This is a genomic window from Arthrobacter sp. PAMC25284, assembly GCF_019443425.1.
Classification (GTDB): Bacteria; Actinomycetota; Actinomycetes; order Actinomycetales; family Micrococcaceae; genus Arthrobacter; species Arthrobacter oryzae_A.
The window spans coordinates 363,189-383,279 of record NZ_CP080382.1 but is presented as its reverse complement, the minus strand read 5'-3'; the positions used below and the strand labels follow the sequence as shown (position 1 = coordinate 383,279).

17 protein-coding genes and 1 pseudogene are annotated in these 20,091 nt (G+C 67.2%); 3 read left to right on the top strand and 15 right to left on the bottom strand.

From position 1 onward, the window contains the following. Entirely contained in the window at positions 1-927 is a 927-nt protein-coding gene (locus tag KY499_RS01815) for an alpha/beta fold hydrolase (protein WP_123254777.1), read from the top strand. Further along, complete coding sequence (locus KY499_RS01810; protein WP_123254776.1) at positions 924-2,009, top strand: glycosyltransferase family 1 protein; 1,086 nt, start codon at positions 924-926, stop codon at positions 2,007-2,009. The genes KY499_RS01815 and KY499_RS01810 overlap by 4 nt, the downstream gene beginning before the upstream one ends. A gap of 83 nt (positions 2,010-2,092) precedes the next feature. Here the strand turns inward: KY499_RS01810 and KY499_RS01805 are convergent, their stop codons facing one another. The 13 genes and pseudogenes from KY499_RS01805 to pyrR form a co-directional block, all read right to left on the bottom strand. Then, positions 2,093-4,330, bottom strand: coding sequence for a primosomal protein N' (locus tag KY499_RS01805; RefSeq protein ID WP_219886109.1), 2,238 nt, complete (start codon positions 4,328-4,330; stop codon positions 2,093-2,095). 184 nt (positions 4,331-4,514) lie between these two features. Further along, positions 4,515-5,750 carry a methionine adenosyltransferase gene (gene metK / locus KY499_RS01800; RefSeq protein ID WP_123254774.1) on the bottom strand — a complete coding sequence of 412 codons (1,236 nt, stop codon included), beginning with the start codon at positions 5,748-5,750 and terminating at the stop codon, positions 4,515-4,517. A 78-nt stretch (positions 5,751-5,828) separates the two neighbouring features. Next, entirely contained in the window at positions 5,829-7,148 is a 1,320-nt protein-coding gene (locus KY499_RS01795) for a phosphopantothenate--cysteine ligase family flavoprotein (protein ID WP_123254773.1), read from the bottom strand. A gap of 48 nt (positions 7,149-7,196) precedes the next feature. Further along, positions 7,197-7,457, bottom strand: coding sequence for a DNA-directed RNA polymerase subunit omega (rpoZ, locus tag KY499_RS01790; protein ID WP_090581074.1), 261 nt, complete (start codon positions 7,455-7,457; stop codon positions 7,197-7,199). Positions 7,458-7,496: 39 nt separating this feature from the next. Continuing rightward, positions 7,497-8,070 (bottom strand): annotated as a pseudogene (gene gmk, locus KY499_RS01785) (guanylate kinase). A gap of 23 nt (positions 8,071-8,093) precedes the next feature. Further along, positions 8,094-8,429, bottom strand: coding sequence for an integration host factor, actinobacterial type (mihF, locus tag KY499_RS01780; RefSeq protein WP_123254771.1), 336 nt, complete (start codon positions 8,427-8,429; stop codon positions 8,094-8,096). A gap of 186 nt (positions 8,430-8,615) precedes the next feature. After that, positions 8,616-9,506, bottom strand: coding sequence for an orotidine-5'-phosphate decarboxylase (gene pyrF / locus KY499_RS01775; RefSeq protein WP_219886108.1), 891 nt, complete (start codon positions 9,504-9,506; stop codon positions 8,616-8,618). Further along, positions 9,499-12,837: a carbamoyl-phosphate synthase large subunit gene (gene carB, locus KY499_RS01770; protein WP_123254769.1), complete on the bottom strand. Its 3,339-nt coding sequence runs from the start codon at positions 12,835-12,837 to the stop codon at positions 9,499-9,501. The genes pyrF and carB overlap by 8 nt, the downstream gene beginning before the upstream one ends. Next, positions 12,837-14,096, bottom strand: a complete 1,260-nt coding sequence (carA, locus tag KY499_RS01765; RefSeq protein ID WP_123254768.1) for a glutamine-hydrolyzing carbamoyl-phosphate synthase small subunit — start codon at positions 14,094-14,096, stop codon at positions 12,837-12,839. The genes carB and carA overlap by 1 nt, the downstream gene beginning before the upstream one ends. Further along, complete coding sequence (locus tag KY499_RS01760; protein WP_123254767.1) at positions 14,077-14,595, bottom strand: hypothetical protein; 519 nt, start codon at positions 14,593-14,595, stop codon at positions 14,077-14,079. The genes carA and KY499_RS01760 overlap by 20 nt, the downstream gene beginning before the upstream one ends. Beyond that, positions 14,595-15,974, bottom strand: a complete 1,380-nt coding sequence (locus tag KY499_RS01755) for a dihydroorotase (RefSeq protein ID WP_219886107.1) — start codon at positions 15,972-15,974, stop codon at positions 14,595-14,597. The genes KY499_RS01760 and KY499_RS01755 overlap by 1 nt, the downstream gene beginning before the upstream one ends. Next, entirely contained in the window at positions 15,974-17,002 is a 1,029-nt protein-coding gene (locus tag KY499_RS01750; RefSeq protein WP_123254765.1) for an aspartate carbamoyltransferase catalytic subunit, read from the bottom strand. The genes KY499_RS01755 and KY499_RS01750 overlap by 1 nt, the downstream gene beginning before the upstream one ends. Next, positions 16,999-17,598 (bottom strand): bifunctional pyr operon transcriptional regulator/uracil phosphoribosyltransferase PyrR, encoded by a 600-nt coding sequence (pyrR, locus tag KY499_RS01745; RefSeq protein ID WP_123254764.1) that lies wholly within the window; start codon positions 17,596-17,598, stop codon positions 16,999-17,001. The genes KY499_RS01750 and pyrR overlap by 4 nt, the downstream gene beginning before the upstream one ends. 157 nt (positions 17,599-17,755) lie before the next feature. Between pyrR and KY499_RS01740 the strand changes: the two genes are divergently transcribed. After that, a complete protein-coding gene (locus tag KY499_RS01740) occupies positions 17,756-19,012 on the top strand; it encodes a PrsW family intramembrane metalloprotease (protein ID WP_219886106.1) in 1,257 nt (418 codons plus the stop codon). A 97-nt stretch (positions 19,013-19,109) separates the two neighbouring features. Here KY499_RS01740 and nusB read toward each other — a convergent pair whose 3' ends face one another. Both nusB and efp read right to left on the bottom strand, forming a co-directional pair. Beyond that, complete coding sequence (nusB, locus tag KY499_RS01735; RefSeq protein WP_123254762.1) at positions 19,110-19,520, bottom strand: transcription antitermination factor NusB; 411 nt, start codon at positions 19,518-19,520, stop codon at positions 19,110-19,112. Beyond that, positions 19,520-20,083: an elongation factor P gene (gene efp / locus KY499_RS01730; protein WP_123254761.1), complete on the bottom strand. Its 564-nt coding sequence runs from the start codon at positions 20,081-20,083 to the stop codon at positions 19,520-19,522. The genes nusB and efp overlap by 1 nt, the downstream gene beginning before the upstream one ends. Between the last annotated feature and the right edge of the window lie 8 nt (positions 20,084-20,091).

The following is a 20,091-nucleotide window of genomic DNA, read 5'->3' as shown; positions in this document are numbered from 1 at the left end:
ATGGAACACGTGGACATCAAGTCCTCCCCCGCGCCCCTGTTCAGCAGCGGACTCGACGCCCGGACCCGGTCTGCTGCCGTTGACCTCGATGGCGGCCGGGTAGCCTACTGGACGTATGAGCCGGTCCGGGTGACCCCCGAGACCCGTACCATCCTGGTTATCCACGGCTTCCGCGGCGACCACCACGGCCTGCTCCGGGTGGCCGACCACCTTCCGGAGATGCGGCTCATCATGCCGGACCTGCCGGGCTTTGGCAGCTCCGCGGCCTTTGCCGGCGCAAGTCATACCGTGGAGCGCTACGGACAATTCATTGGCGAATTTATGGCCGCGCTGGGCCTGGGCCCGGAGACGGTCCTGCTGGGTCATTCGTTTGGCTCGATCATCACCAGTCATTTCGTGGCGGACCATCCCGCCGCCGTGTGCCGGCTGATCCTCATCAACCCGATCGCAGCGCCAGCGCTCGAGGGGCCGAAGGGACTCATGACCAAGCTCGCGGTCCTTTACTATGAGGCCGCGGCGCGGCTGCCCCGGCGGCCCGGTCAGGCCCTGCTTCGGAGCCAGCTGATTGTCCGGGTGATGAGTGAAGCCATGGCGAAAACCAGGGACAAGGACATCCGCCGGTTCGTCCATGCACAGCACAGCGCCTACTTCTCCGCCTTCGCCGACCGGGACAGTCTGCTGGAGGCCTTTAAAGCGTCGGTCGGCAGCCATGTCTCCGAGGTCGCCCACCGGTTGGAGCTCCCGGTTCTGCTGGTCGCGGGCGAACAGGATGAGATCGCCATGCTGCCGGACCAGCACAAGCTCGTTGCCCGGCTGCCGGACGGCCTCCTCGGGGTCATCCCCGGCGTCGGGCACCTGATCCACTACGAGACCCCCGAGCCGGCGGCCCGTTACATCAGAGACTTCCTGAAAGAGCCCACCGCATGAAAATTCTCGTCGATGCGCGATTCACCCGCCTGGACCACCACGACGGCATCAGCCGCTACGGCGCGAGCCTCATTGCGGCTGCCGCCAGGATCGCCGATGTCTCCATGCTCATCAGTGACCGCCGCCAGCTGGCCCTGCTCCCCGAGGTGCCTTACACACTCATAAACAGCCCGCTCTCGCCGGCTGAGCTGTTCGTGGCCGCCAAGGTCAACAAGCTCGGCGCCGACGTTGTGGTTTGCCCCATGCAGACGATGGGCAGCTGGGGCCGGAAGTACGCCCTGGTGCTGACGCTTCACGACCTCATCTACTACGAGCACCCGGAACCGCCGGGATTCCTCCCGGCCCCGGTTCGGGTCCTGTGGCGCCTCTACCACAAGGCGTTCTGGCCGCAACGCCTCCTGCTGAACCGGGCAGACGTCGTCGCGACGATCAGTTCCACCACGGCCGCCCTGATCGCCAAGTACCGCCTCACCCGGCGGCCGGTCCGGATCGTGGGCAATGCCCCCCAGCACGGCCACACACCCCGGGACCCGGAGACGGGAGCGGATAAAACCCTGCTCTACATGGGCTCATTTATGCCTTACAAAAACGTCGAAACGATGATCGCAGGGATGGCAGAGCTGCCGGACATGACCCTGCACTTGCTCAGCCGGATTTCCCCGGAGCTCCGCGCCGGGCTGGAAGCCCAGGTTCCCGCCGCGGCCAACGTGGTCTTCCACAATGGCGTCACGGACGCCGAATACGACGCAATGCTGGCCCGGACCACCGCCCTGATCAGCCTCTCCCGGGCGGAGGGCTACGGACTGCCCCTCGTCGAGGCGATGTCCCACGGCACCCCGGTGATCGCCAGCGACATCCCGATCTTCCGCGAGGTCGGCGACGATGCCGTCAGCTACGTGCACCCCGACTCGCCCGCCGAATTCGCCGCGGCCGTCCGGAAACTCGAGGAGCCGGAACTGTGGAAGGCACGCTCACGCCGGTCGGTGGAGCGTGCCGCGGACTTCAGCTGGGATTCTTCCGCACGCAAGCTCGTGGACCTGGCCGGCGAGGCCGTGGCGCTGCGGAACGGCCGGGTCCGGTAGGTTTCGCGGGCTGCCACGGCCCAGCGCCCGCCATTGCGGGGCCGTCAGCACAGGGCCGTCAGAACAGCGCCCAACCTCCCGCCCTAAAGAATATCGACGCCGTCGAGCCGGAGCTGGACTGGGTCATCGCTCCGCTTGGCGGCAGCTGCGGCCTTGACGGCGCGCATCACCCCGGCGGCGTCCGCGGCCTGGGCGTAAGGGATGAACATCAGGGTCCGGACATCGTCATCATTCCGGCCCGGCGCCTGGCGGGCCGCGGACGGTCCGCCCCCGGAAGTGACGCCCGTGGCTCCCCCGGTCATCACCAGGGGCGCCGGTCCGGCGGTCCTGAGCACAATTCCCTGTCCCGCCAGCCGCCGTTCAACATCTCCAGTGAAGTGCCCGACGGCGGTCCGGCCGCCAGTGACGGAGGCGATCCGGACGGCTGGCGGCAACAACAGCTCCCGCCGCAGCGACAGCTCGCGGGAGGCGTAGCCGGCCGGATCCCAGCGCAGCAGCGCTCCGACCCCGGCGGCATCGTCCGCAGTGATGACCACGAGGCCACCCTCAGGTGCCGGACGCACCAGCGAAGCAGCGTTAAACCAGCGCCGGACCGCGTCTTCGCCCGCGCGCAGGTTCTCCCGGCGCAGCAGTGAGTCTCCGTCGAGCAGCAGTGCCGCCGCGTACCCGCCGGCGGCCACCGGCTCGGCGCCGATCGTCGCCACGACCAGGGCGGGGCTGTCCTGGACTGCGGCCTTGATGTGGTCCCCGGACGAGGTGATCACCGGGGTGCCGGGGAAAGCGCGGCCCAACTCCTCGGCGGTGCGGAGCGCGCCGGTGGCACCCCTGCGCAGCCGCATGCCGTTGCAGTGGGTGCAACGCCAGGCTTGGGCCGGGGCGGAACACCAGCGGCATTGCGGTACCGCCGAGGCTCCCACGGCCCCGGCAATGGCCAGCGGTCCGCTGCAGGCCTGGCAGCGGGCCGGTTCGCGGCAGGTCTCGCAGGCGAGCGAAGGTGCGTAGCCAGCCCGGGCCACCTGGACCAGGACCGGACCGCGGAGCAAGCCCTCCTTGGCGGCCCGCCAGGCCGCGCCCGGCAGCCGGGCGATGCGGGCGAGTGGATCACGTTCCTGCTCGAAGCTGTCGGCGGTGTTCAGGACGCGCGGGACGGTCCGCCGCAGGACGGTGCGCTCGGCCTCCACCGCCCTGGCCCAGCCGGATTCGACCAGGCGTTCCGCCTCCGTGCTGCGCGTGTGACCCGCCAGCAGGCACGCGGCGCGTTCCTGGCCGGCCCGCAGGAGCAGCACTTCGCGGGAGTGCGCGTATGGGGAGCGTTGTTCGATGTGGAGGTCGTCGCCGTCGTCCCAGCAGACCACGAGTCCAAGGTCACGGACCGGAGCGTAGGCAGCGGACCGGGTGCCAACCGCCACCCCGGCGGCGCCGCTGAGGAGCCGGAGGAAGTTGCGGTAGCGCGGCGTCGGACCGTCGTCGGCGGTCAGGCGGGCGACATCGCCGGCGGGGAGCAGTTCCAGAAGGGCGGCTTCCACCCGGTCCAGGTCCCGGTAGTCGGGCACAACCACCACGGCGCCCCGGCCGGAGAGCCGGACGGCGGCCACCGCTTCCGCGATCAGCCGGGGCCAGCCGCCGGGCCCGAAACCCTGCAGGGCGCTCAGCACGGCGCGGGGCGACTCCCCCGCGCCGAGGTGCTGGAGGTAGGCCGGGCCGTTGTGGTAAGCCGCCCAGCGGGAGACCCCCGCGCCGACGACGGGCCCGGCTGACGGCGCCGACGGTGCGGCGTGTACCGATGGCGCGGCGGATGCAGCCAGGCCGGGATCCTGCGTCGGGCCGGCCAGGAACAGCTCCGGGTCCAGCCGTCCGTCCGGGGCGAACTCCTTTTCCAGCCGGGCCATCCGGGGCGGTACGGCGACGCGCAGCACGTCGCTGACCGTTCCGGCGTACCGTTCGGCGATCCGCAGTGCGAGTTCGGCGATGGCGGGGGTCAACACGCGCACGGCGGAGACCACCTTCTGCAACGGCAGGAGGCTGTGCCCGGCGTCCGAGTCGGCAGTCCGTTCCAGGAGATAACCCGATAATTCCTGGCCGTTGAAACGCACCTGGACCCGGACTCCGGGCTGCGCCGCGGTGTCGAGGATGGCCGGAACGCTGTAGTCGAACGGCCGGTCCAGATGCGGCAACGACGATTCGATCAGCACCCGCGCTACCGGCAGGGTTGCGGCGAGCTCCGGCCCCGGCGGGGCAACCGGACCCGTGGGGAAGCCATGGAGCAGCGACAACTGGAAGGGTTCGTCCGGCGCCGACGCACCGGAACGGACGGTCGACATGGCAACTTCCTCCGTTCAACAACCGTTCTGCACCGACACCTCGGGAAGGCAACGATGCGATGCAGCCTGGAAATGAGAAACCAGGCCGCCGGAAGACGGCCTGGTTCCAGCACACCACAGGGCACTGACATTCAGGCAAACGGCTCAGCGCACCACATCATACGGCGGGCGTCGAGGCTGAGCCTCAGGCGTTGAAGAAGGCCTTCAGCGCATCGACCCGGTCCAACCGTTCCCAAGTGAAATCGGGATCCTCGCGGCCGAAGTGGCCGTGGGCTGCGGTCTTGGCGTAGATCGGACGCTTCAGGTCAAGGGCATCGATGATGGCGCGGGGGCGCAGGTCGAAGATCTCGGCGATCGCCGCGCTGATCCTGGCCGGGTCCACCGTTTCGGTCCCGAAGGTTTCCACATACGTTCCTACCGGGCGGGCCTGGCCGATCGCATAGGCGATCTGGATTTCGGCGCGCTTGGCCAACCCTGCGGCCACCACATTCTTCGCTACCCAGCGCATCGCGTAGGCCGCGGAACGGTCCACCTTCGACGGGTCCTTGCCGGAGAACGCGCCGCCGCCGTGGCGGGCCATGCCGCCGTAGGTGTCGACGATAATTTTGCGTCCGGTGAGTCCGGCGTCGCCGACGGGACCGCCGATGACAAACGCACCGGCCGGGTTGAGGATGTTCCGGGCCCGTGAGATGTCCAGGTTGGACATCGACAGGACGGGGTTGACGACGTATTCGGCCAGGTCGGCGCGGAGTTGGTCGAGGCTGGCACCTTCGGCGTGCTGGCTGGAAATTACGACGGTCTCGACGGAGACGGGGCGTTCTCCGTCGTACCCGACTGTCACCTGGGTCTTTCCGTCCGGGCGCAGGTAATCGAGCTCGCCGTTTTTACGGACCTCCGTCAGCCGCTCGGAGAGCCGGTGCGCGAGCCAAATCGGAACCGGCATGTAGGAGGGAGTTTCATCGCTGGCGTAGCCAAACATCAGGCCCTGGTCGCCGGCACCCTGGAGGTCGTAGTCGTCCTCCTGGCGTCCTTCCCGGGCTTCCAGGGAGTTGAACACGCCGCCGGCGATGTCGTTGGACTGCTGGCCGATGGAGACGGACACGCCGCAGCGGGCGCCGTCGAAGCCGTTGGCTGAGGAATCGTAGCCGATGCCGAGGATGGTCTCGCGGACAATCTGCGGGATTTCGACATAGGCATCGGTCGTGACCTCGCCCGCGACGTGGACGAGGCCGGTGGTCGCCAGTGTCTCCACGGCAACCCGCGATTCGGGGTCCTTGGCCAGGAGGGCGTCGAGGATCGCGTCGCTGATCTGGTCACAGATCTTGTCGGGGTGTCCTTCGGTCACCGACTCGGACGTGAACAGCCGGAGCGCGGCGGGAACGGACCCGTGGAAGTCTGGGATGTGCAGCGGTAAAGTCACTCAACTACCTTACTGGTTGGGAAACGGACGCCCGGGGACGTGTGTCTCCATACTAAGGAGACGTTGCTTACTCCGGGCTCAGGCCGGCGGGACAACCCGGTTCAGTTCGACGCTGATCCGGTCTATCACGGCTGCCGCGACATCGGATTTTGAACCCGATGCCTCCTGAGGTTCGGAGCCGGTCCGGGAAAGGATGACCACGGAGTTGGTGTCCTGGCCGAAGACCAAATCCCGGCCGACGTGGTTGACCACCAACAAATCGCAGCCCTTGCGGCGCAGCTTGGCCTGCGCGTACTCCAGGACATCGCCCTCGGCGTCGCCCGTTTCGGCCGCGAACCCGATGATGAGCTGCCCGTGGGAGGCCGCGTCACGGACCTCGACGAGTTCCTGCAGGATGTCCGGGTTGCGGACCAGCGCGATAACGGGATCCGCGGCGTCGTCACGCTTTTTGATCTTGGTGCCGGACACGTCCGCCGGCCGGAAGTCCGCGACGGCGGCTGCCATAATTACGACGTCGGAGTCCGCTGCGGCGTGCAGGGCGGCCGCACGCAGTTCAAGGGCGGTCTCCACCAGCACAACTTCGACGCCGTCAGGCGCCGGGACCTCCATGTGGGCGGCCAGAAACCGGACCTTGGCGCCGGCGTCGCGGGCTGCCAGTGCCAGCGCCACGCCTTGTTTACCGGAAGACCGGTTCCCGAGGAAGCGGACGGGATCAAGCGGTTCGCGGGTGCCGCCGGCGCTGATGGTCATGGTGAGTCCGGCCAGCCGGCCGGCAGCGTCCGGACCCGGAGCGGAGTCCGGTGCGGCCAGCACCGGACCGGAGGCAGGCACCGCAGAAGTTCCTGAGGCTGTCCCGGCAGCGGATGCCGCGGCCGTCCCGGCCAGGGCCAGGGCTGCCGCAAAGATCGCTTCCGGCTCGGGCAGCCGCCCGGGGCCGGAGTCGGTGCCGGTGAGCCGGCCGCTGGCGGGGTCCAGCACCGTAATTCCACGGCTGCGCAGCGTTTCGACGTTGGCCCGGGTCGCCGGATGTTGCCACATCTCGGTGTGCATGGCCGGGGCCATCAGCACCGGGCCGCGGGCCATCAGCAGTGTGGTGCCCAGGAGATCGCCGGCCAGTCCGGTTGCCGCGCGCGCCAGCAGGTCGGCGGTGGCCGGGGCCACGACGATCAGGTCCGCCTCGTGGCCGAGCCGGACGTGGTTTACCGTGTCGACGGCGTCGAAAACATTGCTGGTGACCGGATGCCCGGACAGGGCTTCCCACGTGGCGACACCGACGAAACGGGTGGCCGCCTCGGTCGGAATGACGGTGACGTCGTGACCGGCTTCAGTAAAAAGCCGGAGGAGTGACGCCACCTTGTAGGCGGCAATCCCTCCCCCGACTCCGAGGACTATGCGCACGTGATCTCCGTCAACAGGCAGTCTTTACTCTGCTTTCCAGCAGGGATATTACTCTGCGGCTTCGATCGGCGTGGAGACGAGCTTGCCCTCGTTGATTTCGCGCAGTGCGATGGAGAGCGACTTCTCGTTCAGCTTGGTGTCGACCAGCGGACCGACGTACTCAAACAGGCCCTCGTGCAGCTGGGCGTAGTACGCGTTGATCTGGCGTGCGCGCTTGGCACCGAAAATCACCAGTCCGTACTTCGAATCGGCAGCCTTCAGCAGCTCGTCGATCGGCGGGTTGATGATGCCTTCAAGGTTCGTGGACACGAATTCTCCAAATTCTAACGGGCCGATCCGACCCTGCGGTTAGTGCGGGTGCGGGGTCAGCCCCATGAGTGAAACAAGCTCGTCCGCTGCCCGTCGAACGTCATCATTGATGACGGTGTGATCGAACTCCGGTTCAGCGGCTAGTTCTACTTTACCGGTTTCCAGTCGTCGTTGCTGTTCTTCGTCCGATTCCGTGCCGCGACCCACCAGGCGGCGCACCAATTCTTCCCAGCTGGGGGGCGCCAGGAAGACAAACTGGGCGTCCGGAACGGCCTGCTTCACCTGGCGTGCGCCCTGAAGATCAATCTCCAAAAGCACGGATCGACCCTCAGCAATGGCCGCGTCTACCGTGCTCTTGAGGGTGCCGTACGTATTCTGCCCATGCACCACGGCCCATTCCAAGAGTTCCCCTGCGGCCACGAGGGCTTCAAACTCGTCCTTGGACTTGAAGAAGTAATGCACCCCATCGATCTCACCGGGCCGCGGCGGACGGGTCGTAGCCGAGACAGAAAGCCAAACTTCGGGATAGTTGTCCCGGATGAAGGTGGACACGGTGCCTTTGCCAACAGCCGTCGGGGCCGGCGAGGACTGTCAGTCCCGGTTTGTTGCTCACATGTTCCTTTGGGCGGTGTCTGGTCAGCCCGGCGAAGCGGGCTGCTTGTCGTCAATAAAATCTACCAGCGCCCGGCGCTGATGAATTCCCAGACCGCGGACCCGTCGGGACTGCGCAATACCGAGTTGTTCCATGATGGCCGCGGCGCGCACCCGTCCGATGCCCGGCAACGCCTCCAGCAGCTCCACAATCCGCATTCGGGCGATGGCGTCATCGGATTCCGCGGAACCGATGATTTGCGCGATAGTCAGGTCCCCGGCTTTCAACCGCTCCTTGGCCGTGGCCCGGGTCGTCCTGGCGGCGGCGGCCTTGCGCAGGGCGTCGGCCCGCTCCTGCGAAGTGAGGGGTCGCAAAGTCACTGGGTCCTCCGTGTCCGTCCTCCGGTTGGCCGGCCCGGACGGTGCGTGCAGCTGACCGGCTACCGGTCCTCCGTACGGCACCGATACCGAAGCCGTGCCCTGAACCTACCGTCTTGGGACAGCAGAAATCAATGGCGAACCGGAACACGTCCGGCGGCCCGGCATTACGCCGGGCCGTCGGGAATGCTAGGTGGCCAGCAGTTCGTCCCTGGTCCGCCGGGCCGCATCCTGCAGGGACCTGATGTGGGGTCCGGCGGCGAGGATATCCCGGCTGGACGTCCCCAGGACCTGCGGGTAGGCGGGCCCGAACGTGCGCCGCAGGACCGCGGCCGTTGCACCCTGGGCCCCCAGCCCGGGTGCCAGGATGGGCCCGAACGTCGCGGCGAGATCCAGGTCCAGGTCAGTCAGGGCAGAACCTACCGTGGCCCCCACCACGAGTCCGACTGATCCGAGGTTACCGGGCACCGAGACGGCGTAGCGCCGGTTCTCCGCCGCAGCGGCCTGGACGATCCGGCGGGCCACGGAATCCATCCCGCCGACGTGCTGGACGGAGGCGCCCTCCGGGTTCGATGTCAGGGCCAGGACGAACACGCCGCGGCCTGTCTCAGCTGCGAGGTCCAGGGCCGGCCGGAGCGACTCGAAGCCCAGGTACGGGCTCAGTGTCACCGCGTCGGCTGCGAGCGGCGAACCGTCCCGCAGCCAGGCGTCTGCGTAAGCGGCCATCGTGGAGCCGATGTCCCCGCGTTTGGCGTCGGCAATGGTCAACACAGAGGCGTCCGCGGCCGCGGCCAGGGTCCGTTCCAGCACCGCCATACCGGCGGAGCCGTGACGTTCGTAGAGTGCCACCTGCGGCTTGACCGCGGCCGCGAGTGAGCCCACGGCCTCCAGCACGGTGAGCGAGAAGCGTTCCACCCCGGCGGCGTCGTCGTTCAGCCCCCAGTCACGCAAAAGCGACGGGTGCGGATCGATGCCGACGCACAGCGGCCCCCGGCCGGCCATGGCCTGGCCGAGCCGGGAGCCGAAGGACTCCCGGCCCGTGGGGACGGTGCCGGCCGTGGCGGCGTCTGCGTCAGGCATCCTGCGCAGCCGCTTCCCGGGCGGCTGCCTGCTGCGCAGCCTGTGATGCCGTCAGTGCGGCGGCATGCTCCTGCAGGCTGGTCACGGACCATTCGTAGGTGCGCAGCGCCTCGATGGCCTGCACGGCGGCGTTGAATTCGGCCACCGTCGTGATGCAGGGGATCCCGATCGACGTCGCCGCGGCACGGAGTTCGTAACCGTCGCTGCGGGCTTCACCGCCGGAGGGGGTGTTGAAGACCATGTCGATCTCGCCGGCAATAACCATGTCGGCAATGGTGCCTTCGCCCGCAGCACTGGAGCCTTCGGCGACCTTCCGGACCGGGGTGGCCTGAATGCCGTTGCGGCGGAGCACGTCCGCGGTGCCGCCCGTGGAGACAATCTCGAACCCGAGGTCGGAGAGCCGCTTGACACCCATAATGACCGAGCGCTTGTCCCGGTTCGCGACGGAAACGAAGATCTTGCCCTCGGTCGGCAGGGCGTTGTTCGCGGCCGCCTGGCTCTTGGCGAAGGCGGTGTCGAAGTGCTTGTCGATGCCCATGACCTCGCCGGTGGAGCGCATTTCCGGGCCGAGGAGGGAGTCGACGACCTTGCCCTCCACGGTGCGGAAGCGGCTGAACGGCAGCACCGCTTCCTTGACCGAGACGGGCGCGTCCAGCGGCAGGGTGGACCCGTCCCCGGTTTCCGGCAGCATCTTGTACGCTGTGCGCAGCTGGTTGATGGTCACGCCGGTGCCGATCAGGGCGGCGGCCTTGGCCATCTGCACACCGGTGGCCTTGGAAACGAACGGCACGGTCCGGGATGCGCGCGGGTTGGCTTCGAGGACGTAGAGGACGTCGGAGGCAAGCGCGAACTGGATGTTGATCAGGCCGCGGACCCCGACGCCTTCGGCGATGGCGAGGGTAGCCGTGCGGACCCGGTCCAGGACGTTGCCGCCGAGGGTGATCGGAGGCAGGACGCACGCAGAGTCGCCGGAGTGGATGCCGGCTTCCTCAATGTGCTCCATGATGCCGCCAAGGTACATTTCGGTGCCGTCGTAAAGGGCGTCGACGTCAATTTCGACGGCGTCTTCGAGGAAACGGTCGATCAGGACCGGGTGGTCCGGGGTGATCTCGGTGGCGTTGGCGATGTAGCGCGAAAGGTTGGGCTCGTCGTAGACGATCTCCATGCCGCGGCCGCCCAGGACATAGGACGGCCGGACCAGGACGGGATAGCCGATCTCGTCGGCGATCTTCTTGGCGTCGTCGAAGGACACGGCGGTGCCGTTCTTCGGCGAAATGAGCCCGGCCTCGTCCAGGACCCGGGAGAAGGCGCCGCGGTGCTCGGCGAGGTCGATCGCCTCCGGGGAGGTGCCCAGGATCGGCACGCCGGCGTCGGCGAGCTGCTGCGCGAGCTTGAGCGGGGTCTGCCCGCCGAGCTGGACAAACACACCCATGACGCCGCCGGTACGTTCCTCGGCCGCAATGACCTCCAGGACGTCCTCGAGGGTGAGCGGCTCGAAGTACAGCCGGGTGGAGACGTCGTAGTCCGTTGAGACGGTTTCCGGGTTGCAGTTGACCATCACGGTCTCGTAGCCGGCCTTGCGCAGGGCCATGGAGGCGTGCACGCAGGAGTAGTCGAACTCGATGCCCTGGCCGATCCGGTTCGGTCCGGAGCCGAGGATGATAATGGACGGTTTGGCGTGCAGCGCCACCTCGTCCTCTTCATCGTAGGAGGAGTAGTGGTACGGGGTGTAGGCGGCAAATTCGGCGGCGCACGTATCCACGGTCTTGTAGACGGGGCGGATGCCGAGGGCCTGCCGGACGCCGCGGACGACGGCCTCGGAATTGTGCGTCAGGGCGCCGATCTGCTCGTCGGAGAAGCCGTGCCTCTTGGCCCGGGTGAGCATTTCCTGGGTCAGGGCGCTGGCGGCCCGGATCTCCCGGGAAATCTCGTTCAGGAGCTGCAGCTGGTCCAGGTACCAGGGGTCGATCTTGGTGGCTTCAAAGAGCTGTTCCAGGGTGGCCCCTCCGAGCAGGGCGCGCTGGACCTGGTGCAGGCGCTCGGTGGTGGGCCGCTTGGCCTTCTCAATCAGCTCCGGGACTTCCCATTCCGGGACGTGGCTGAAGTCCAGCTGCGAGCCCTTCTGCTCCAGAGACCGCAAGGCCTTCTGCAGCGCCTCGGTGAAGTTCCGGCCCATGGCCATGGCCTCGCCGACCGACTTCATCGTGGTGGTCAGGGTGGGATCTGCGGCCGGGAATTTCTCGAACGCGAAGCGCGGGACCTTCACCACGACGTAGTCCAGGGTCGGTTCGAAGGACGCCGGGGTCTTCTGGGTGATGTCGTTCGGGATCTCGTCCAGCGTGTAGCCGAGCGAGAGCTTGGTGGCGATCTTGGCGATCGCGAAGCCCGTGGCCTTGGAGGCAAGGGCCGAGGAGCGCGAGACACGCGGATTCATTTCAATCACCACAACGCGTCCGGTGTCCGGCTCGACGGCGAACTGGATGTTGCACCCACCGGTATCAACGCCGACCTCGCGGATGACGGCGATGGAAATATCGCGCAGCCGCTGGTATTCGCGGTCCGTGAGGGTCAGGGCAGGGGCGACGGTGATGGAGTCGCCGGTGTGGACGCCTACCGGATCGAAGTTCTCGATGGAGCAGACCACCACGACGTTGTCGTTTTTGTCCCGCATCATCTCGAGCTCGTATTCCTTCCAGCCGAGGATGCTCTCTTCGAGCAGCACCTCGCTGGTGGGGCTGTACTGCAGGCCCTGGCCGACGATCCGGCGGAGGTCGGACTCGTTATAGGCCAGGCCGGAGCCGAGCCCGCCCATCGTGAAGGAGGGCCGGACGACCATCGGGTAGCCGAGGTCCTCGGCCGCGGCGAGTGCCTCGTCGATGGAGTGGATGATGTGGCTGCGGGCGGATTCGGCGCCGCAGCGCTCGACGACGCCCTTGAACTTTTCCCGGTCCTCGCCGAGTTCGATCGCGGCGATGTTCGCGCCGATCAGCTCCACGTTGTATTTCGCCAGCACACCGTTTTTGTCCAGTGCGATGGCGGTGTTGAGTGCGGTCTGGCCACCCAGGGTGGGCAGGAGTGCGTCGGGCCGTTCCTTGGCGATGATCTTCTCAACCACCTCCGGGGTGATCGGCTCGACGTAGGTGGCGTCGGCGAACTCGGGGTCCGTCATGATCGTGGCCGGGTTGGAGTTGACGAGGATGACCCGCAGGCCTTCCTCCTTGAGGACGCGCAGTGCCTGGGTTCCGGAGTAGTCGAATTCGGCCGCCTGGCCGATCACGATCGGGCCGGACCCGATAACCATGACGCTCTTGAGGTCAGTTCTCTTGGGCATTACTTCTTGTCCTCAGTCTTGGAATCAGTGGCAGTCTTTGTGACGGTTGCAGCATCGGCCATCAGGTCAATGAAGCGGTCGAAGAGGTACGCGGCGTCGTGCGGGCCCGCGGCGGCTTCGGGGTGGTATTGCACGGAGAACGCCGGAATATCGAGGCAGGAAAGACCTTCGACGACGTCGTCGTTGAGGCTTACGTGGCTGACCTCAACGCGGCCGTAGCGCTCCTCAGGGGCCTGGGTGGCGCCGTCCAGCGGTGCGTCCACGGCGAATCCGTGGTTTTGCGAGGTGATCTCGACCTTACCGGTCCGGCGGTCCATGACCGGCTGGTTGAGGCCGCGGTGGCCGTAGCGCAGCTTGTAGGTCCCGAAGCCGAGGGCGCGGCCGAGGATCTGGTTGCCGAAGCAGATTCCGAAGTATGGGATCTTTGCGTCGAGCACCGACCGGAGCAGTTTGACCTGGTTGTCCGCGGTGGCGGGGTCCCCGGGGCCGTTGGACATAAAGAACCCGTCCGGGTTGACGGCCCGGACGTCGGCGAGGGTCGCCGTGGCCGGCAGGACGTGCACGCGGATGCCGCGTTCGGCGAAGCGGATGGGGGTCATCCGCTTGATGCCCAAGTCGATCGCGGCGATACTGAACCGCGGTTCACCGTCCCAGCCGTGGTCCTTGGGTTCCACTGTGTAGGCGGCGTCGACGCTGACCTCTTCGGCGAGCCGGGAGCCTTCCATCGGTGCGCTGGCCAGAACGGAGTCGACGAGTTCTTTGTCGGTGGCGCGGGCGGCGTCGCCGGAGAAGATGCCGGCGCGCATGGTCTTGTGTTCGCGCAGGTGGCGGGTGATGGCGCGGGTGTCAACGCCCTGGATGCCTACGATGCCCTGTTCGATGAGTTCTTCGTCCAGGCTGCGTTCGGAGCGCCAGTTGGACGGGCGGCGGGCGGCGTCGCGGACGATATAGCCGGCGACCCAGATGCGCCGGGACTCGGCGTCGTCGGCGTTGACTCCGGTGTTGCCGATGTGCGGCGCTGTCTGGACGACAAGCTGGCGGGCGTAGGAAGGATCGGTGATGGTCTCCTGGTAGCCGGTCATGCCGGTGGCGAAGACCGCCTCCCCCAGTGCGGTTCCGGTGGCGCCATAGCTGGCGCCCCGGAAAATCCGCCCGTCCTCCAGGACGAGGGCGGCGGGGGCGGAGACTGTTGCGGTTGCTGGTGTTTCGGTTTTTACTGCGTTGGGGTCCGTCACGTTGTTACTTTCCACTATCGGCATTTGCCTGAGGGGCTGCGGAGATCAATTCCTGCAAGGCCATAAGAAGGGTTGTTTTGTCCTGCGCACGTCGGGTGCGGAAACCGGTGTCCAGCTCGCGGGCGCCCAGCATCCAGCTCAACACCAGCAGGCCGTCTTTTTCCACGAATTTACCCGCCATGCCGCTGTCCTGGCGGACGCCGGTGAGCCGCGCCGCCGGGATGAACACCGGGCCGGCGCCGGATCGTTCGAACAGCACGCCTTCCGGGTGCACGTTCAGTTCGGCGCTGGTACGGATGCCTAAGTTGTGCACGGCGATCCGGTCCAGCCAGTCACCGGACGTGGTGGATGCCACGTACTGGCCTTCGGCCGCGGCCAGCGCGGCACCCAGGACAGCGGGAACCTCCGGCAGGGGCTCGACGTCGGCCTGCCGGCGCAGCCGGTTCCGCCAGCCGATGCCCAGCAGTCCGATGACAACGACGGCGAAGGCCAGCATGGCCAGTCCGGCGGGGATCCGGTCCATCAGTTCCTGCCCGCCGCGTCGGCGTCCGGCCGGGCCGGGGTTTCCGGAAGCCACCGGTAGGGTGTGTTGAGTTCGCCGTCGAGGACGGTGGGGTGGCCCTTGAAGAACGTCGCCACTACCTTTCCGGGAAGTTCCCGGCCGGCAAACGGTGAGTTACGGCCCATGGTTGCCATCTTAGAAGGGTCCACGGTCCAGCGCGCAGCCGGGTCGACGAGTATGACGTTGGCGGGCTCCCCTGCCTCCAGCGGGCGGCCCTGGTCCGTGAGCCGTCCAATGCCGGCTGGCGCCGTTGATGTGACCCGGGCAAAATCGGCCCACCCCATCAGCCCGGTTTCGATCATGCTGTGCTGAACCACGGAGAGCGCGGTTTCCAGGCCGGTCATGCCCATCGCGGCCTGGGCCCATTCGCATTCCTTGTGTTCGCTCGGATGCGGCGCATGGTCCGTGCCGACGACGTCGATCGTTCCGTCGGCGAGGCCGGCCCGCAACGCCTGGACGTCGGCGTCGGTGCGCAGCGGCGGGTTGACCTTGTAGACGGGGTCATAGCTGCGGGCCAGCTCATCGGTCAGCAGCAGGTGGTGGGGCGTGACCTCGGCTGTGACGTTGACTCCGCGGGACTTGGCCCAGCGGATGATTTCCACTGACCCGGCGGTGGAAACGTGGCAGACGTGCAGCCGCGATCCGACGTGCTGGGCGAGCAGGACGTCGCGGGCGATGATGCTCTCCTCCGCGACGGCGGGCCAGCCGGCGAGGCCGAGGACGGCGGAGACTTCGCCCTCGTTCATTTGGGCGCCTGCCGTGAGGCGGGGCTCCTGGGCATGCTGGGCCACGACGCCGTCGAAGGCCTTGACGTACTCGAGCGCGCGGCGCATGATCACCGGATCGTGAACGCAGATGCCGTCGTCGGAGAAGACCCTGACGCGGGCGCGGGAATCGGCCATGGCGCCCAGCTCGGCAAGCTGTTCCCCCGCGAGGCCCACGGTGACGGCCCCCACTGGGCGGACGTCGACCCAGCCGGCAGTCCGGCCGAGGGTATGGACCTGTTCAACTACACCGGCGGTGTCCGCCACCGGGGTGCTGTTGGCCATCGCATGGACGGCGGTGTAGCCGCCAAGGGCGGCGGCCCTGGAGCCGGTCTCAACCGTTTCGGCGTCTTCGCGGCCGGGTTCGCGCAGGTGGGTGTGGATGTCCACCATGCCGGGAAGTGCCACGAGGCCTTCGGCGTCGATGACGGTGGCGCCGCCGGCCTGAAGGTTCTGTCCGCGTTCGGCGATGAGGCCGTCGCGGATCAGGAGGTCCTCGGCTGCTCCGCCGAGAATCGCGGCACCGCGGATGAGGTAAGCGCCGCTGTTGCTTTCGGTCTGTTGCTGTTCAGCCATCAGTGGCTCTCCCTGTTCGAAGTGGCGGCGGTGGAATGGGCGGCAATGGCCGGGGCGGCCGGCTCGCGGGTGTCGCCGGAGAGCAGCAGGTAGAGGGCCGCCATCCGGATGGAGACGCCGTTGCGGACCTGGGCGAGCACGGTGGACCGCGGGGAGTCCGCGGCGGCGGAGGATATTTCCAGGCCACGGTTCATCGGGCCCGGGTGCATGATGATGGTGTCCTTCAGGCCGAGGCTGTCGAGCGCACGGAGCCGGTTGTCATCGAAGCCCCAGCGCCGCGAGTATTCGCGGGCGGTCGGGAAGAACGAGGCATTCATCCGTTCACCCTGGACCCGGAGCATCATCATGGCGTCGACGCCTTTCGCGAGGGTGGCATCGAGGTCATAGCTGACCTCGCAGGGCCACGCGTCCACGCCAATGGGCAGCAGGGTTGGCGGTGCGACGAGGGTGACGTGGGCGCCCAGGGTACGGAGCAGCCAGACATTGGACCGGGCCACCCGGGAGTGCAGGACATCACCCGCGATGGCGATCCGCATCCCCGTCAGGTCCGCACCCGCAGACGGAGTGCCGGCCAGCCGCGACCAGTGCCGGCGCATCGTGAAAGCATCCAGCAGCGCCTGCGTGGGGTGTTCGTGGGTGCCGTCACCGGCATTGATGACGGCAGCATCGATCCAGTCGGTGGCTGCCAGCCGGTGGGGGGCGCCGGAAGCCCAGTGCCGGATGACGACGGCGTCGGCGCCCATTGCAGCCAGTGTCTGGGCGGTGTCCTTGAGGGATTCACCCTTGGAGACGGAAGAGCCTTTCGCAGCGAAGTTAATAACATCCGCGGAGAGCCGCTTCGCTGCGGCTTCGAACGAGATCCGGGTGCGGGTGGAATCCTCGAAGAAAAGGTTCACGACGGTGCGCCCGCGCAGGGCAGGGAGCTTCTTGACTTCGCGCTCCCCCACGGCCGCCATTTCCTCGGCGGTGTCGAGGATGCGGACGGCGTCGGACAGGCCCAGATCCTGGGTGGAAAGCAGGTGCCTCATGCGAAGGCCTCAATAACGACCTCGTTGACTGGAGAACCGTCCACCGAGTCAGTTTCCGCCAGCCGGACGCGGACCTTTTCCGATGAGGCGGTGGGCAGGTTCTTACCAACGTGGTCGGCCCGGATGGGAAGTTCCCGGTGGCCCCGGTCGATCAGCACGGCCAGCCGGACAATGCGGGGGCGGCCGAGATCGATGATGGCGTCCAGGGCGGCGCGGATGGTCCGGCCGGAATACAGGACGTCGTCAATCAGGACGACCACCTTGTTGTCGATGCCGGTCCGCGGCAGCTGGGTGGGGTACGGAGGGCGGGTCGGCTGGTGTGAGAGGTCATCGCGGAACATCGTCACATCAAGCTGGCCGACGATCGCGGCGGCGTCCACGGAAGGATCAGCGGCGGCGATTTTGGCGGCGAGGCGAACGGCGAGCGGGTACCCGCGGAGCGGGATTCCGAGCAGGACGAGGTCCTGGGCGCCCTTGTTGGCCTCAAGAATTTCGTGGGCAATACGAGTGAGAGCGCGGTCGATGTCAGCCTGGTTAAGGACAACCCTGGTGAGCACAACCTTTGCCGGACCCGGCGCTGATGGCACTGAAGTCAAAGCTCGTCTCCCCTTTCCCCGCCTCACGGGACGGAATTAAAAAAGGAACATGTGTGCTTTCAAATTACCACAAGGGGCACCGCGGCACGGCCCCGGGACTGGCGGTCTGCATCACATTGGCTAGGGCTGCGGGGCGCCTGCCGCCTACGCTGGGTCCATGACGAATAACGGGCCGTCCTATCCTCACTCCGGCGGAACTCCCGGAAGCAGGGCGCCATTTCCCCAACAGGCCAACCCCACCTGGCTGGGGCAGGTCGAGCCCCGGTATTACCGGCCGGCCCCGCACGACGGCGGTGGTGTCCGGCCCGTCCTGCCGCCCGCGTATCCGGCCGCGGGACAACGCGCCACCCGCGGCCTGGCCGGACTGGTGGCGGCCGGCGGGGTGCTGAGTCTCCTCGGCCTGTTTATGGTGCTGCCGTTCCTGCTGCAGCGCACAGGAGCGGCAGGCTTCGTCGTGGGCTTCGTGGCATCCCTGGTCCCGCTCTCGGCAGTGCTGCTGGCCGTGTTTGTGATTGACCGTTGGGAACCCGAACCGAAGCGTCTGCTGCTCTTCGCATTCATGTGGGGGGCGGTCGTGTCCATTGCCGTCACGATGCTGATCCAGCCGTTTTTCGCGCTGGCCGCGGGTCCGGCCGCCGGACTGGATCCGACGACCTTCGCGGCGACGGTCCAGGCACCCGTGGTCGAGGAATTCGCCAAGTCGCTGGGGTTGCTGCTGATCCTGTTGTTCGCCCGGAAGCATTTTGACGGGCCCGTCGACGGCGTCGTGTTCGCCTTCACGATTGCCGGTGGCTTCGCCTTCACCGAGAACATCCTGTACTTCGGCCGCGCCATCGCAGGCTCGGACACACCCGGGGCGGAGCTCGCGGCAGTGTTCTTCCTGCGTGGTGTGATGTCCCCCTTCGCGCACGCCATCTTCACCGGAACAACCGGACTTGTCCTCGGTTTAGCCGCCCGCCGCGCGGGGCCCGGGCTGTCCGTCGTCGCGTTCGGCGTTGGGCTCGTTCCGGCGATGGTGCTGCACAGCAGCTGGAACAGTATGGGGTCGGACTTCCTGGTCCAGTACCTGTTTGTTCAGGTGCCGATTTTCCTGGCCACGGTCCTGGTGATCGTGCTGCTGCGGGTAGCGGAGAACAGGCTCACCCGGCAGCGGCTGCGGGAGTACGCTGCCGCCGGCTGGTTTGCCGCTTCCGAGGTGGACGTACTGGCCACCGCTTCCGGCCGCCGCACGGCGCTGCGCTGGGCCGCCTCCAGCGGCCGGCGTCCGCAGATGAAAGCGTTCCTGCGCGCAGCAACCCGGCTTGCGTTCACCCGGCAACGGGTCCTCAGCGGCCGGGACGTGGCGGCCCACCAGCTCGACGAACGGCACCAGCTCGCCCACATCGCGGTCCTCCGCGACGCAGTCCTGCGCTGACCCGGCCCTTGGCCTGCTCTGATTCGCAGGGACCCGGCGGGCAACAAAAGAACCCCGTTCAGGGGACCTGAACGGGGTTCTTACAAGCTCAGAGGCGCTAGGCGAGCAGGGAGGGCTTGAGCTGCTGCAGCCGCCCCAGCAAGCCATTGATGAACGTCGGCGACTCGTCCGTGGAGAGCGTCTTGGCCAGTGCCACAGCCTCGCTCACGGCGACGCCGTCGGGGACGTCGTCGTTGTACAGCAGTTCCCAGGTGCCGATCCGGAGGATGATCCGGTCCACCGAGGGCATCCGCTCCAGGGTCCAGCCCTGCGAATAGGTCTCCAGGAATTCGTCGATGGCCGCCTGGTGGGAGACGACGCCTTCAACGATTTCGAGGGTGTACGGGTTAACGATCTGGTCGGTCTGCTCCCGGCGGGACCGCAGCACATCGAACGCCGAGAGGGAGCGCTGCTCCGCCTCGAACAGAACATCCAGGGCCCGATTCCGGGCCTTACCGCGGGCACTCACTAGTCGTTGACCCGGCCGAGGTAGCTGCCGTCACGGGTGTCGACCTTGACCCGGGTGTTGTTCTCCACGAACAACGGCACCTGGATCTCGTATCCGGTTTCGAGCGTGGCGGGCTTGGTGCCGGCCGAGGAGCGGTCGCCCTGCAGGCCCGGCTCGGTGTAGGTGATCTCCAGGACGACGCTCGGGGGCAGTTCGATGTAGAGCGGGTTGCCCTCATGGATGGCGATGTTCACCATCTGGTTTTCCAGCATGAAGTTCGTGGCATCGCCGACGGTGGCAGCGGAGACCGTGAGCTGGTCAAAGTCGCTGGTGTCCATAAACACGTAGTCAGCGCCGTCCTGGTACAGGTACTGGTAGTCGCGGCGGTCGACGGTGGCGGTCTCGATCTTGAGCCCGGCGTTGAAGGTCTTGTCAACGACCTTGCCGGACATCACGTTGCGCATCTTGGTGCGGACGAACGCCCCGCCCTTGCCCGGCTTGACGTGCTGGAACTCGATGATGTTCCAAAGCTGGCCCTCAAGCTTAAGGACGGTTCCATTCTTGATGTCGTTAGTGGTTGCCACTGTATCCT

What these genes read in the sequence shown, in the direction of transcription:
- KY499_RS01815 (WP_123254777.1), top strand. Translation starts at nt 1, where the DNA reads ATGGAACACGTGGACATCAAGTCCTCCCCCGCGCCCCTGTTCAGCAGC.
- KY499_RS01810 (WP_123254776.1), top strand. Translation starts at nt 924, where the DNA reads ATGAAAATTCTCGTCGATGCGCGATTCACCCGCCTGGACCACCACGAC.
- KY499_RS01805 (WP_219886109.1), bottom strand. Translation starts at nt 4,330, where the DNA reads ATGTCGACCGTCCGTTCCGGTGCGTCGGCGCCGGACGAACCCTTCCAG.
- pyrF (WP_219886108.1), bottom strand. Translation starts at nt 9,506, where the DNA reads ATGCCTGACGCAGACGCCGCCACGGCCGGCACCGTCCCCACGGGCCGG.
- carB (WP_123254769.1), bottom strand. Translation starts at nt 12,837, where the DNA reads ATGCCCAAGAGAACTGACCTCAAGAGCGTCATGGTTATCGGGTCCGGC.
- carA (WP_123254768.1), bottom strand. Translation starts at nt 14,096, where the DNA reads ATGCCGATAGTGGAAAGTAACAACGTGACGGACCCCAACGCAGTAAAA.
- KY499_RS01760 (WP_123254767.1), bottom strand. Translation starts at nt 14,595, where the DNA reads ATGGACCGGATCCCCGCCGGACTGGCCATGCTGGCCTTCGCCGTCGTT.
- KY499_RS01755 (WP_219886107.1), bottom strand. Translation starts at nt 15,974, where the DNA reads ATGGCTGAACAGCAACAGACCGAAAGCAACAGCGGCGCTTACCTCATC.
- KY499_RS01750 (WP_123254765.1), bottom strand. Translation starts at nt 17,002, where the DNA reads ATGAGGCACCTGCTTTCCACCCAGGATCTGGGCCTGTCCGACGCCGTC.
- KY499_RS01740 (WP_219886106.1), top strand. Translation starts at nt 17,756, where the DNA reads ATGACGAATAACGGGCCGTCCTATCCTCACTCCGGCGGAACTCCCGGA.